Source organism: Kiritimatiellaceae bacterium, from assembly GCA_013141415.1.
Lineage (GTDB): Bacteria > Verrucomicrobiota > Kiritimatiellia > Kiritimatiellales > Tichowtungiaceae > Tichowtungia.
Genome location: JABFQY010000005.1, coordinates 226,482 through 239,457, shown reverse-complemented (window position 1 = coordinate 239,457; position 12,976 = coordinate 226,482). Strand labels below are relative to the sequence as shown.

11 protein-coding genes are annotated in these 12,976 nt (G+C 53.9%); 5 read left to right on the top strand and 6 right to left on the bottom strand.

The features are described 5' to 3' along the window. The first annotated feature begins 6 nt into the window (after window positions 1-6). Complete coding sequence (locus tag HOO88_08180) at window positions 7-318, top strand: prepilin-type N-terminal cleavage/methylation domain-containing protein (protein NOU36732.1); 312 nt, start codon at window positions 7-9, stop codon at window positions 316-318. A 23-nt stretch (window positions 319-341) separates the two neighbouring features. Here the strand turns inward: HOO88_08180 and HOO88_08175 are convergent, their stop codons facing one another. From HOO88_08175 to HOO88_08160, 4 genes are all read right to left on the bottom strand, one after another. After that, window positions 342-2,033 (bottom strand): response regulator, encoded by a 1,692-nt coding sequence (locus tag HOO88_08175; GenBank protein ID NOU36731.1) that lies wholly within the window; start codon window positions 2,031-2,033, stop codon window positions 342-344. A gap of 62 nt (window positions 2,034-2,095) precedes the next feature. Continuing rightward, a complete protein-coding gene (locus HOO88_08170; GenBank protein NOU36730.1) occupies window positions 2,096-2,713 on the bottom strand; it encodes a response regulator transcription factor in 618 nt (205 codons plus the stop codon). Window positions 2,714-2,776: 63 nt separating this feature from the next. Next, window positions 2,777-4,534 carry a DNA primase gene (dnaG, locus tag HOO88_08165; GenBank protein NOU36729.1) on the bottom strand — a complete coding sequence of 586 codons (1,758 nt, stop codon included), beginning with the start codon at window positions 4,532-4,534 and terminating at the stop codon, window positions 2,777-2,779. 13 nt (window positions 4,535-4,547) lie between these two features. After that, entirely contained in the window at window positions 4,548-5,096 is a 549-nt protein-coding gene (locus tag HOO88_08160) for a CvpA family protein (GenBank protein ID NOU36728.1), read from the bottom strand. Between the two features lie 352 nt (window positions 5,097-5,448). Between HOO88_08160 and HOO88_08155 the strand changes: the two genes are divergently transcribed. From HOO88_08155 to HOO88_08145, 3 genes are read left to right on the top strand one after another with little or no spacing between them, the layout of a single operon-like run. After that, window positions 5,449-8,169: an anaerobic ribonucleoside-triphosphate reductase gene (locus HOO88_08155; GenBank protein NOU36727.1), complete on the top strand. Its 2,721-nt coding sequence runs from the start codon at window positions 5,449-5,451 to the stop codon at window positions 8,167-8,169. A gap of 41 nt (window positions 8,170-8,210) precedes the next feature. Further along, window positions 8,211-8,606: a hypothetical protein gene (locus tag HOO88_08150; protein ID NOU36726.1), complete on the top strand. Its 396-nt coding sequence runs from the start codon at window positions 8,211-8,213 to the stop codon at window positions 8,604-8,606. Continuing rightward, window positions 8,603-9,349, top strand: coding sequence for an anaerobic ribonucleoside-triphosphate reductase activating protein (locus HOO88_08145; GenBank protein ID NOU36725.1), 747 nt, complete (start codon window positions 8,603-8,605; stop codon window positions 9,347-9,349). The genes HOO88_08150 and HOO88_08145 overlap by 4 nt, the downstream gene beginning before the upstream one ends. 142 nt (window positions 9,350-9,491) lie before the next feature. Here HOO88_08145 and HOO88_08140 read toward each other — a convergent pair whose 3' ends face one another. Then, window positions 9,492-10,328: an alpha/beta hydrolase gene (locus HOO88_08140; GenBank protein NOU36724.1), complete on the bottom strand. Its 837-nt coding sequence runs from the start codon at window positions 10,326-10,328 to the stop codon at window positions 9,492-9,494. A 116-nt stretch (window positions 10,329-10,444) separates the two neighbouring features. Here HOO88_08140 and pyk point away from each other — a divergent pair, with 116 nt between their 5' ends. Next, window positions 10,445-11,866, top strand: coding sequence for a pyruvate kinase (gene pyk / locus HOO88_08135; protein NOU36723.1), 1,422 nt, complete (start codon window positions 10,445-10,447; stop codon window positions 11,864-11,866). 308 nt (window positions 11,867-12,174) lie between these two features. Here the strand turns inward: pyk and amrB are convergent, their stop codons facing one another. Continuing rightward, on the bottom strand, window positions 12,175-12,933 hold the full coding sequence (gene amrB / locus HOO88_08130) for an AmmeMemoRadiSam system protein B (GenBank protein ID NOU36722.1): 759 nt from the start codon (window positions 12,931-12,933) through the stop codon (window positions 12,175-12,177). Between the last annotated feature and the right edge of the window lie 43 nt (window positions 12,934-12,976).

Below are 12,976 nucleotides of genomic sequence, written 5' to 3'. Positions count from 1 at the left end.
TTTAATATGAAAAAGGCATTTACCCTAATTGAAGTTCTAATTGTTGTGGCAATCATCGGCCTGATCGCAGCCATCGGCATCCCCTCTTTTATTAATTCGCGCGTATCCACAGAAACCAATATGAGAGCGGTCAACGTCGCCGCTGTAAATGCTGCTAAAGATCAATGGGCCATCATTAACAATAAGGCCGTCGGCACAGCCGTGGTCTGGACAAATATTGCCGACTATATCAGCGGCGGCGTGACTAATCAGGCTGGACTGACTATCGGTAGTTATACGATCACCCTAAATCCCGTTGGCACCAGCGCCACCTACTAACCAGCCCGGCGTTTCCAGCTTGTTCAGTTACGGCGGAATTCCATAACACAACGAATTCCTGCCAGCAACTCGCCGCTCTGGAACGGTTTTTTGACAAAATCAGTGTATGGATGATGGCCGAACCGCTCCATCACCTGCTCTCGCGGATAACCGCTCATAAAAAGAACCGGAATCTTTGGATTGATGTGCCGGATACGCAGCGTGGCTTCCATCCCGTTCAGTCGAGGCATATTCAAATCCATAAGTAACAAGGTGATATCCCCGGCGTTTTCAGTGTAAAGATCAACTGTTTCAAAACCATCAGAGGCTGTAATCACCCGGAAACCGAACCGTTCAAGCAAGGCCTTTGCAATGTCACGGATCGCCGACTCGTCATCAGCCACCAGCGCGGTACCATAGCCGCGCCACTCGCTATCGGAAGCACAAGCCTCTTCAGCTCCCTGTCCGCTGCCTTCCGGCTCGGCCGGAAAATAGATGCAAAACACGGTGCCGCGCCCTACGCTGCTTTTCACTTCAACGGCCCCGTTGTGCCTCTGTACTACATTGAGCAATGAAGCCAGCCCCAGTCCGCGCCCGGTAATTTTAGTGGTAAACAGCGGATCAAAAATTTTCCGCATGGTTTCGTCATTCATGCCATCGCCGGTATCGGAAACTTCAAGCCGGACATAACGTCCGGGCGGCAACCCTCCCGGCGGAACAGTCCGTTCCAGCTCACCTGTTTTAAGATCGACACCGTGAATACTGATAGCGATCACACCCGGCCGGTCGCCGATTGCTTCGGAGGCATTCGTGATTAAATTCATGGCCACCTGCCGAATCTGCGAAATATCCCCACGGATCAGAGGAACATCTTCAGCCAGACAATACTTGATAGAAACTTTTTTTGAAATGGAGACATCCAGCAACGCTGTCATCTCTTTAACGACCGAACTGAGACTGATGCTACATAGCACCAGCGAGGTTTTACCGGTATAAACCAGCATTTGATTCGCTAATTCCGCCGCACGCAAGGCGGTTTTCTTGACTTCGTCAAGGACGCCGCCATCGGAGCCTCCGCATTCAAGCAGCGCCAACTCGGCATTACCAAGCACCACCGTCATCAAATTGTTAAAGTCGTGCGCGATACCGCTGGCCAGCAAGCCCAGACTGGCCATTTTCTGGCCGTCCTGAAATTTCTTTTCTAAAATTCTGAGGTTTTCCTCTAACCCGGCAATCTGGCTGACATCCCGTACCGAACCGCTTAAATAAACGGCCTGACCTGTCTTGCTGTATGCCACCTGCAGGTGGTCGCTGAAAAAGCGGTATTGCCCATCACGATGACGGAAGCGATGATCCACCAAACCAAACCACTCGCGATCTTTGGCGTTTTTCTTCAACTGAGCAATAAGCCTCTGCACCGCTTCCAAATCCTCTGGGTGCAGTTTCTGAAGCAGTTCCTGCGGCCCCATCGCCTCAATCTCTTCAACCGTGTATCCAGTCAGACTGAGACAGGATGGACTTAGGTAGTCAAACCGCCCAGAGCGCAAGTCGAGTCCGAAAAGCACCTCCCGCGAGTGTTGCAAAATATTCCGAACACGAGACCGGAGCAGATCGCAATCACACGCTGTCTGACGGATATGGGTATTGCGTTTGAGATGCATCACGGCCCACAGCAACGCGGCACCGAGAACGAACGTCCAGAGCGCCATGTAATGCAACGTAACATCGTTGTACATCAATGGAAAGGCGGCGATCTCCCTTCCTGCACCATCGCAAAGCGAGTTGTTTAACAGGCTAATCAGATGCCCCTCCCGGACTCACGATCCAACATAGGCTGAACATGTTTTTCGTAGCAGGTAGGACAGATGGAATGGCTGAATTCAACGTTCGAGCGGCGCGTGATGTAGGTATCCACCTGTTCCCAATGATTTTCATCGTCACGGATTTTGTTGCAGTACGAACAGATCGGCAGCAAGCCCCGCAACTGTTTAACATCTTCCAATGCCGCTTCGAGCTGATGAACCTTTTTCGCCAGCATCTGCTCGAGGCCGAGCACCCGAACGCCGACATCAATGCGCGAACGCAGTTCGCGGCCGATGAAGGGCTTCGTGACATAATCATCCGCGCCGGCACTGAGACCTTCAATCAGATTATCCACGCCCTGCTGCGCAGAGAGAATGATAAGATAAAAATATTCTTCCGGAAATTTTTCACGCACACGACGGCAAAGCTCCGGGCCCTCCATCGCCGGCATCAACCAGTCAATGATGCAAAGACGAGGAGGGTCTTCGCCGCAAAGACGCTCCCAGGCCGCCTGACCATCTCCGACAGCCTCGACATCAAAACCCCACCCGCCCAGCGTTTTCTCCAGCCGCATGCGGGTTACTTTATCGTCTTCCGCGATTAGAATGCGCATATTTTCCCCGTTCGCCGCTGACTCTAAACCAGTACCAGTCTGCCAACAAGCCGCTTGTTGTCCTTAGACCACCAGAAAATCAACCGCATGCTCCCAGCCCTGCTTAAGGTGATAAAGCTGGTGAGTAATTTCTGTCGCCTCGGACGCGCGGCCGGCAGATTGAAACTCACGGCGGCGATGTGTCAGTACCTGCCGCCAGAGCGCCATCACAATATCCTGTGCCGCTTTAGCTGGAGGAACATCCCCTCGCAACTTCATCGTTTCCATCTGAATCCGCACGGCCAGCCTCTGCGCCTCCGGACGGTCGCCCGGGATACTGTCCATCAGAGCCGCCGGATCATTCAGCATCAACTCCAGAAGCAGACGGCAGTCAGGGTCGGAAAAATACTCTGGTGGAAGATGGTCGGCCACCACCGGAAAAACCTCGGCGGGATGCAGGATCAGCATCTGGATAAGCGTCACTTCTCCATCGGGATGTTTGACTGGAACAGCAGACACTTCGGAAACGGCGGGCGGAGCTGGCCGTTCTTTTTTACGCGCCAGATCACGCCGTAAAGCGACCGGTGAAAGGCCGAGACGCTCGGCGGCACGCTGCACCATCCGGTCGCGCTGTACCGCGCCGGGCGCCTGAGCGATCAGCGACTGTACCGCGCGAGCTGTGCGCATCACTCCGGCTTCATTTCCCGGCTCTTCCTTCTGGGTCATCACATCCATCATAAAATCGAGCGCCGAAACAGCGGAGGCAATACGCGAACGCAATGCGTCTGCGCCGTGATCGCGCACCAGCGAGTCGGGATCTTCTCCTTCGGGCAGTGAAGCCACGCGCACACTGAGTTCTTCGGCAATGAATGCCTCCGAGGAGCGCAGCGCTGCTTTTTGTCCGGCGGCGTCGGCGTCGAGCACCAGAATCACTTCGTCGGCATAACGACGGATCATACGGGCGTGATCGGCAGTCAGCGCCGTACCTTGCGAGGCCACCACATTAGTCAGTCCGGCCTCATGGCAGCGGATTGCATCGATCTGCCCTTCGCAAATGATCGCAACACGGCTTTCCGCCATGGCGCGACGGGCTTTATCAATGGCGAACAAAACGCGGCTTTTATGAAAAAGCGGAGTTTCCGGACTGTTGACGTATTTGCCGCTTTTTTCGTCTTTAACGATTGCGCGACCGCTAAAGCCAATCACCCGGCCCGCTTCATCGCGGATCGGAAACATCAGCCGGTTGCGGAAGCGGTCGTAATATCCGCTGCGTTTGTCGGACTTGACCATCAGCCCGGCTTGCTCCATCAGTTCGAGCGGAATTTTTTTCTGCTGCGCCCATTTTTCGAGTGCATCGAAGCGGTCGGGCGCAAAACCGATCTGGAAATCTTTTACGGTTTCCGGCTTTAGAGCTCGCGTGGCGAGATAGGCGCGACCCGCCTCGCCCGATTCGTGATCAAGAAGAATGCGTTGATAGAGCTGGGCAATACCTTCATGAATCTGAAAAAGCTTCCGTTTGTCCGCGCCGCTTCCCTCTCCACCCTCTTCCAGACTCAGCTCCATGCCCGCACGATCAGCCAGCATTTGCAGGGCCGTCATAAAATCGACTTTTTCATATTCCTGAACAAAGCGGATGACATCGCCGCCCGCGCCGCAACCGAAGCAGTGATAGATTTGTCGATCTGGGCTGACCGTGAACGACGGGCTTTTTTCCTTGTGAAATGGGCAGAGCGCTTTAAAGCGTGTACCGGCGTTTTTGAGCGAAAGATACGAGCCGATCACATCGGCAATGTCATTGCGTGAACGGACTTCTTCAATGGTCTCTCTGGGAATCTGCTTCATGCAACAGGCCGGCTTATTGGGTGATGTCGTCTAAGCGATCGCTCACGTTGTCTTTCAAAACCGGCAATTCTTTGAGGTGCGACTGCGACCACGGGGTGAGCGTGTTGCAAACCCAACCTCCAATGGATGATTTTTCGGACAGTGTCTGATAAAGCGAGTCGTTTGGAATCAGGCTGATCCCGGTGAAAACCGCCATTCCGAACAGTACACCGCGCAGCGTGCCGACCAGTCCGCCGGCGACTTTGTCCGCCGCTTCACCCAGCTTGTCCTTTAGCAGTTGCTTAATCAGCAAGCGTACTAAAACGAAAAGGAGAACTGCCGTCAGCAACATCCCCGCCGGCACAATGATTTTCACGGCAGTCGGAGGAAGAGCTCGCCAGTAGTTAGAAGCGAGATCTATAAGTTGCGGATAAAAAAAGCAAACACCAGCCAGCAGTGCAAGCAGTGTCATCACGTGAGCCAGTTCGCCGGCCAATCCGGTCTTCGTTCCGCTAAATGTGAACAAAAGAACAAACACCACGAACAAAATATCGATCGTATAAAACGTTTCAGGAAAAAACATAGTCATCACCTCGTGACGGTTTTATAGCACATCTATTTTGGAAACGCAGAGATTTTTGCCGCTTCCTTTCCGTCCGCCTGCGCTTAGCTCACGGCGGAAATTTGGAGATATCCGGTAGTTCCCCGGTGACGCTACGCATCCGATGTTTGGAACTATTTTCATAAAAAATAAACGTTTGAAGGGCCTTTTTTATGGAACGTTTTATAGTTCATACAGTTACACCAAAAGCACAATATGTTGTGGTTTAATTTGACAGCCATACAGCATTTGGATAATTTTTACCCCGTCGCTCAGCGAACATTTAGCAAATAAAGGCCAGTTACAAACAGGTTATCAACAGGGGGAAAATTATATGGCTGAAATGATTACATCAAAAAACGCACTTTTCGACGGATTCCGCAAACGCTCAGGACTGATTGTACCTTTCAGCCCTAAAAAAATAGAAATGGCGATCCATCTGGCGGTTGAAGAAGTGTCCCGCAAACAGAATACACCGCGCAACGAAGGCCTCGCCCCGAAAATCACTGCTCAGGTTCTCGAACAGCTCAGCAACCCCCAGTCTGAGTTTTATGTACATCCTGAAACCGACAGCAAACGCATCCCGCACATTGAAGATGTACAGGATCTCGTCGAAATTCTATTGGCCGAAAGCGGCGAAACGCTCGTCGTCGCCGCTTACAAACGCTACCGCAAACAGCGCGAACTGGCCCGCAACAGCATCCGGGTGCGCGACGGCAGCTTGAAAAAAGACAAAGTGGACGTCACCGACGCCAGCCTGTTACTGGTTGAATCCCATTCTGCCGAAGTCACTCTCCCTTGGGATCGCAAGCGCATCGTGAAGCAAATCCTCGACAAGACCGACCTCGCCGTCGACACCGCCATCAGCATCGCGAAGTCGGTTGAAAACCGCATCATCGCGAGCAACATGAAGGCCATTAACACCACGCTTATCCGTGAAATGGTGAATAATGAACTGGCTGAACGCGGCTATCAGGCGCAATTGCGCGACCTTTCTCTCTACGGCGTACCGCTCGACTACGTCGAAAAACTGATGTTCACCAAGTCCACCGAAAACAGCAATATCGTCAACAATAACCCCGAAGCGGTGAACCTCGGAATCGCCGAACTGGTACTCAAACAGTGGGCACTCGACACAATTTTCACTCCCGACATCAAGCGTGCGCACAACACCGGTGCCGTGCATCTGCACGACCTCGGCTATCCGCACCGCGTTTATTGTTCCAGCCACTCGATCGAATATGTCAAAAAATACGGCCTAAAAGGACTGATCAACCTCAACACAGAATCCAGTCCGGCAAAAACAGCTTCGGTGCTGACTGGCCACCTCAACACGTTCCTTGCTTCCATGCAGGCCAATTATGCCGGCGCGCTCGGCATCGCCTACATCAATATTCTTTACGCACCGTACCTCGAAGGAATGACCCCTCGCGAGCTCAAGCAGATTGCGCAGGAGCTGATCTTCAACGGCTCGCAAAATGCGTTCAGCCGCGGCGGACAGACGCTGTTCCTGGATTTTAATATTCACTCCGGTGTTCCGGGTTACATGAAAACCGTTCCGGCTATCGGCCCGGGCGGGAAATATATGCTTAAGCTGAAATCCGGACTGAGCGTCCGCCTCGAAGAGGTTCTGCGCGAAGACCGTGATGCCAGCGGCTACAAGATGATGGATCTTTACCTCGAAGAAGCAGACGGCTCCCAGCGTCTAGTCATGCGCGAAATCAAAGGCAAAGAAGGTCTGGAATATGACGCCGCCGTGGCCGCCGACCTTGAAGCCCGCGGCGAGAAAATCGTCACCTACGGCGACTACACCAAAGAAGCACAGGATTTCTGTCGCGCTCTGCTCGAAGTCTGGGGCGACGGCGACAGCAACGGCCGCATCTTTGAATTCCCGAAATGCGACTTTCATATCAGCGATGAAACCTTCACCGATCCGGAGCAGTACCAGATTTATCAGGCCGCCTGCCAGCTGGCCGCGAAGAACGGATCAACCTATTTCATCTTCGACCGCGATGAAGTTACGCTGTCGGCCTGCTGCCGCCTGCGCACCACCATCAGCGACAACCGCATGTTGCGCCACCCGGAAAACATGCGCTTCTGCGGCTTCCAGAACGTCACCATCAACATCCCGCAGGCGGCTTACCGCGCCGCGCACACCGGCGGCGACATTCTGAAAAACTTCTACGAAGAAATCGACCGGATGATGGAACTCTGTGCGCAGGCCCACCTGCAGAAGAAAGCCAAGATCGCCACGATGATGAGCGGTAACGGTCATCCGCTCTGGCAGATCGGCAAAGAATCGAACGACGGCAAGCCTTACGTCAACCTCGACACCTGCACCTACATTATCGGCCTGATCGGCGTCAACGACACCGTCAAATTCCTGATCGGCCAGGAATTGCACGACAGCGACGACGCTCAGCAGTTCGGCCTGCGGATCGTGGCTCACATGTACACCCGCACCAAAAAGCTGAGCAAAAAATACAACCTCAAGTTCACGCTGGAAGAATCGCCGGCCGAAAGTGCCGCACGCCGTCTGGCCAAGACCGACCTCATCTACTTCCACGACGAAGCCAAAGACATCGTCAAAGGCGAATCCGAGGATGTCTGCTACTACACCAACTCCGTGCATCTCACCGCCGACGCCCCGGTCGGCTTGGTTGGTCGCATCGTCGAACAGGCGAAATATCACAGCCTGATTGAATCCGGTGCCATCACCCACGCATTCGTCGGCGAAGAACAGCCTTCAGCGGCCTCCATTGAGAAGCTTATGACGGAAACCTTCTTCCGAACGCAGTCGGCGCAGGTGTGCATCTCGCCGGAATTCACCTTCTGCAACAGCTGCCACCACCAGGTGCGCGGTCTGATCGACACCTGCCCCGCCTGCCAGTCTGCCGATGTCGTCGGCGAAACCCGCGTGGTCGGCTACTTCAGCAAAGTGCAGAACTGGAATAAATCCAAACGCTACGGCGAACTTAAAGCCCGCCAGAGAGGCCAGTACGCAATTGAAACTGCGGATGTCTGCACTGAGCAAAAAACCGTCAACGCCCAGTAAGGGCAGGTCTCGCACCTGCTCCGTAGAAAGGAAAAACTCTTATGCAAAAAACCTATAAAATCAAAGTGTTCGGCAAAGAAGGCTGCGCCAAGTGCAAAACGCTCAACCAGCGTCTCGACAAACTGCTCGAAGAAAAAGAGTGGTCCGACTTCGAAAAAGAATATTGCGATGTCGAAACAGTTGACGGCCTCGTCGCCTTCGCCTCCGCCGAATGCATCAACCCCCAGCGGATTCCGGCCATGCTTGTCACGCGCCGGCATGACGAAACCGGACGCTACGCTCCGGTTCCGACCCGCGAACCCAAGCCGCGCTGTGAAGTCTGCGGCAAATCAAAGCTCTACCAGTACGTCGGACTGCAAACTGATTACAGCGACGAAGGTAAAGGAATCATCTCCCCCAAGATGATCACCACGGTTCTCGAAGAGGTCCGTGTGTGATGCTCCCCGGAGCGTCAGCTCCGCGTAAGCAGGCGGCTCTGCCGCAAGGTGAGTCGTCTGTTTACGCATTTTTAGAAAAGCCCTCGATGATCGACTACCCCGGCTATCTGTGCGGGGTTTTTTTCGTCAGTGGCTGCAACTTTGCCTGCGGATTCTGCCACAACGCCCCGCTCATGGGGAAAAAGCAGAAAGGGCTGACATGGGGCCGTCTCGACGAAATCTGCCGCAAATTCAAAGCCGAATGGGTTGATGCCGTCTGCATCACCGGCGGCGAACCGACGCTTGCCGCCGACCTCATCGGATTGATTAAATTTTTCCGCAGTTACGGTTTTAAAATCAAACTCGACTCCAACGGCGCGCTGCCGGAGGTGCTTAAAGAATGCCTGCCGCTGGTGGACTATATCGCCATGGACATTAAAGCCGGACTTTCCGGCTATCCCGAACTCGTCGGCTTCACCCAGACCGAAAAAATTGCTGAATCGGTCAAACTCATCATGAGCAGCGGCGTGGATCACGAATTCCGCACCACCGTCATCGAACCGTTCCACACCGATGATCAGGTGCAGGAAATTTCAGAACTCATCAAAGGCGCACGGCGCTACTGCATCCAGCCGTTTATCCCCAAAGACAACCTGCCTGACCTTCGTATGCGCGAAACCAAACGCACTACCCCCGCCCGCCTTCGCCGCATCGAACAGCTCATGAAGTCATTCGTGAAAGAGGTCATCGTCCGTGGCGCGTAGTTCACTTGTTATGGAGGGAATATGAAAAGACAACTGCGCCAGATTTTCTGTTTGGGTTGCGTTGCTTAGATCTCCGCGTCAGACCATTCGCAAGCCGGATGTTCACCCTGTAGTAGCCGCTTGATGTTCAGTTTTCACGAAGTCAGTTCTTCAGCGTCGGCTCTCCTTTGAGGTAGCCCAGCGAAATCAAAAATTTATCCGCTTCCAGCAAAGTGCTCTCAAATGCTTTCCCGCTATTGAAAAACGCATGTTTGGCTCCCTCGTAGAGTTTCAAATCACAGCGAGAGCCAACCTGTTCCATGAGCATTTTATATTTCTCTGCTGTCGAAACCGGAACCAGCTGATCGGCGGTTCCCAGCATCACCAGCGTCGGCGGAGCGCCGGTGGCGATGTTGTTCATCGGCGAAAATCCCTCCCAGTACTCTTTCACCGTACCGTGGCCGTAGCTGCCCGGGCCATTGTCAAAGACCGGATTAAACAGCACCAGCGCATCCGGACGGCAACTGACAGACAAATCATCACTCGTTTCATTGAATCCCTTGGTCAGCGCGGCTGCCGCCGCCACCTGGCCGCCGGCGGAACCGCCGCCTGCAGCGATCATTTGCGGATCAATTCCTAATTCCGCTGCGTGAGCGCGAACCCAGCGCATAGCGGACTTCCCGTCTTTGACACATTCCTGAGGAGTCGTCTGATACGTGCCCTTGGTCCGGTAGTCCGCGCAAATTGCCACCATTCCTCTGGAGGCAAGATAGGCGCTTTGTTTGTAAAACATGGACGGTTCACCGCTAACCCACCCGCCGCCAAAGAAGAAAACAATTGTCGGAGTTTTATCTGATGCCTGATGTCCCGGAGGATTAAAAATATGAAGGGTCAATTCGGCGTCACCGACCTTCTTGTACGGGACGATTTTATCAGGGGATCCTTCTCCTCTGCTCACCAGAACCGCCGCCGCCGCAAAAAACAGAATTTTAACAATCATATCTGCTCCCCTATAAAATTGCCGCAGTTACATATCTGTATGCCTTTTTTTGCCATTTAAAGCTAGTCCCGTCTGTGGAATCTGTTACAACCCTCGCGCATCAAATAAGGATTTCTATGCGCAATAAGCAGACCAAAATTATCTGCACGCTGGCTCTGAACCGGTGTGAAAGTGATTTCATTAAGCAACTCGTCGAAAACGGCATGGATGTCGTGCGCCTGAATACGGCACACCTGAGCATCCAGGATGCTGAAAAAATTGTTGCCAACATTCGCGCCGTTTCGGATCGCGTCGGCATACTGCTCGATACAAAAGGCCCGGAAGTCCGCACCTGCAACATGACAAAAACTTTGCAGCTGAAAACCGGAGATACAGTCGAAGTCGGCGCGGTCAGCATTCCGGAGAACGGATTTCAGGTTTCATACAGCGGCTTCGTCGAAGAAGTTCCCGTCGGCAGCCGGATCTTGATTGATGACGGACTGATCGCCCTTGCTGTCGAAAAGAAAACCGGCGACACACTGATCTGTACCGCACTCAACGACGGTGAAATCAAAAACAAAAAAGGCGTCAACGTTCCCGGCATCAGACTTGATCTGCCGGCACTCACCGAAAAAGATGCCGAATTTATTGACTGGGCCACGCGCAATGATGTGGATTTCATCGCGCACTCCTTTGTTCGCTGCCGCGAAGACATTCTGGCCATTCAGGGGATTCTCGACCTCCGGCGCAGCCCGATCAAAATCATTGCCAAAATTGAAAACCGCGAAGGAGTGAACCATCTGGAATCAATCCTCGATGTTGCGCACGGAATCATGGTCGCCCGCGGCGATCTCGGTATCGAAATCCCCGGCGAAGAAGTCCCCGGTGTTCAGAAGCAGATGATCATGGCCTGCATCCGCCGCGCCAAACCGGTCATCACCGCCACGCAGATGATGCAATCCATGATTGATAATCCGCGCCCCACCCGCGCCGAGGTGAGCGACGTCGCCAACGCCATCTACGACGGCACCGACGCCGTCATGCTCAGCGGCGAGACCGCCTACGGAAAATTTCCGGTTGAAGCGGTACAGATGATGGCGAAAATTGCCAAGACCGTCGAATCGCAGAAAGAATCTTTGCTCGCCACATTGCCGGTGCATCAGCAGAAACAGGAAGTCATGCCGCGCAACCATCTAGCCAAAGCGGCCGTATCCTGCGCTGCGGCACTACCGGTTAAAGCCATCATCACCAGCACCCGCGCCGGCGAAACCGCCCGCATCTGCGCCTCGTACCGCGGCAAAGTTCCGATTCTCGCACTGTCCGACCACATGAGTACTGTTCGCCAGCTGTCGCTCAGCTACGGCGTTTATTCAGCAAACATTCAGGTGACTCAGACCACCGACGACGAACTCGTCAAAGTCTGCCTGCGAAAAATGCTGGATGAAAAACGGATTGAGCGGGACGACCTGATCGTCTTCATCGGCGGCGGGCATAAAGACGCCTCGCAACACACCAACATGATTCAGATCGAAACCCCCGCCATGCTGCTCAAGCAGTGACCACACAGCCAGCGTTACTGCATGAATGCAATGACTGACCCTCTTCCTAGGGCTTTCGTCCTTTTCTTCGAACAACAATCTGAATAACTGCCATCAGTAGGATCATCACGAGACCCAAGAGGACGAACTCGACGCGTTTTTTCAACGGCAGGTCATACACCCAAGGGTACCCAACAAACGCAACTCCAGAAGCGTAAACGCACGAAGCCAAAATATCGAAAAACTGTTTCATTTCATCAGCCTTATTTCCGACAGGCGACCACTATGCACAGCCTTTCCAAGCTTTGGAAGAGCTGTATGGCGGTTTTTTATTCGTAGAACGCAAAGGCTCCGTAGCCGACGACGGAGTCGCGCGGCCCGGCGGTATCGCCGGAATTCCGCAGATCAACCAGCTCGGCGCGCATCTTTTTCTGTTTCGCCAGATGAACCAGTCCGCAGATCGGAACCAGTCCGCAGGCGTTGTCATAATCTAGTCCGCGCGGATTGAGTGCAACGATCGCCTTGGCGGCGGCGAAATCCATGGCGCGGGCGGTTTTATAATTTTCGTAGTGACTGAGATCGGAGCTGATCACAATCAGCGTTTCCGGTCCGCCCCAGCATTTTTCAAGCACCTCGGCAACTTCCTCGGCGGAAGCGTCACCGGCAACCAGCGGAAGCAAAGTAAAATCGCCCAGCACAACTTGCAGAAACGGCACCTGAACTTCAAGACTGTGTTCCTGCGCGTGGGCCGCGTCGCTGATTTGAACAAAGTTCGGACGGGCAACGGAAACTTCACCGAGCGGCGTGCGCCACGCCGGAGCGCTGGAAGCCGCCAGTCCGCGAAATGGTACACGGTGCGACGGGCCGATCAGCACGACGCGCGAAATGCCTGCCGGATTGATCCGCTTATAAACGCTGGCGGCGATCGGGCCGGAATAAACGTATCCGGCGTGCGGCGCGATAATCGCCTTCGGATGCGGCCCCGGCTTGGCCGTCGCCAGAAACCCTTCGATCATCCGGCGCAGTCCGCCGGAATCCGCCGGATAAAACATACCCGCCACGGCGGGCTCTCTAACCATCCCTCTCATGGCCTGAATTTTAATAGATGCGCGGTGACGTGAACAGAGTTAT

Coding starts and splice junctions, on each gene's coding strand:
- HOO88_08180 (NOU36732.1), top strand. CDS start 7: ATGAAAAAGGCATTTACCCTAATTGAAGTTCTAATTGTTGTGGCAATC.
- HOO88_08150 (NOU36726.1), top strand. CDS start 8,211: ATGCAAAAAACCTATAAAATCAAAGTGTTCGGCAAAGAAGGCTGCGCC.
- HOO88_08175 (NOU36731.1), bottom strand. CDS start 2,033: ATGTACAACGATGTTACGTTGCATTACATGGCGCTCTGGACGTTCGTT.
- pyk (NOU36723.1), top strand. CDS start 10,445: ATGCGCAATAAGCAGACCAAAATTATCTGCACGCTGGCTCTGAACCGG.
- HOO88_08155 (NOU36727.1), top strand. CDS start 5,449: ATGGCTGAAATGATTACATCAAAAAACGCACTTTTCGACGGATTCCGC.
- HOO88_08160 (NOU36728.1), bottom strand. CDS start 5,096: ATGTTTTTTCCTGAAACGTTTTATACGATCGATATTTTGTTCGTGGTG.
- dnaG (NOU36729.1), bottom strand. CDS start 4,534: ATGAAGCAGATTCCCAGAGAGACCATTGAAGAAGTCCGTTCACGCAAT.
- HOO88_08140 (NOU36724.1), bottom strand. CDS start 10,328: ATGATTGTTAAAATTCTGTTTTTTGCGGCGGCGGCGGTTCTGGTGAGC.
- amrB (NOU36722.1), bottom strand. CDS start 12,933: ATGAGAGGGATGGTTAGAGAGCCCGCCGTGGCGGGTATGTTTTATCCG.
- HOO88_08170 (NOU36730.1), bottom strand. CDS start 2,713: ATGCGCATTCTAATCGCGGAAGACGATAAAGTAACCCGCATGCGGCTG.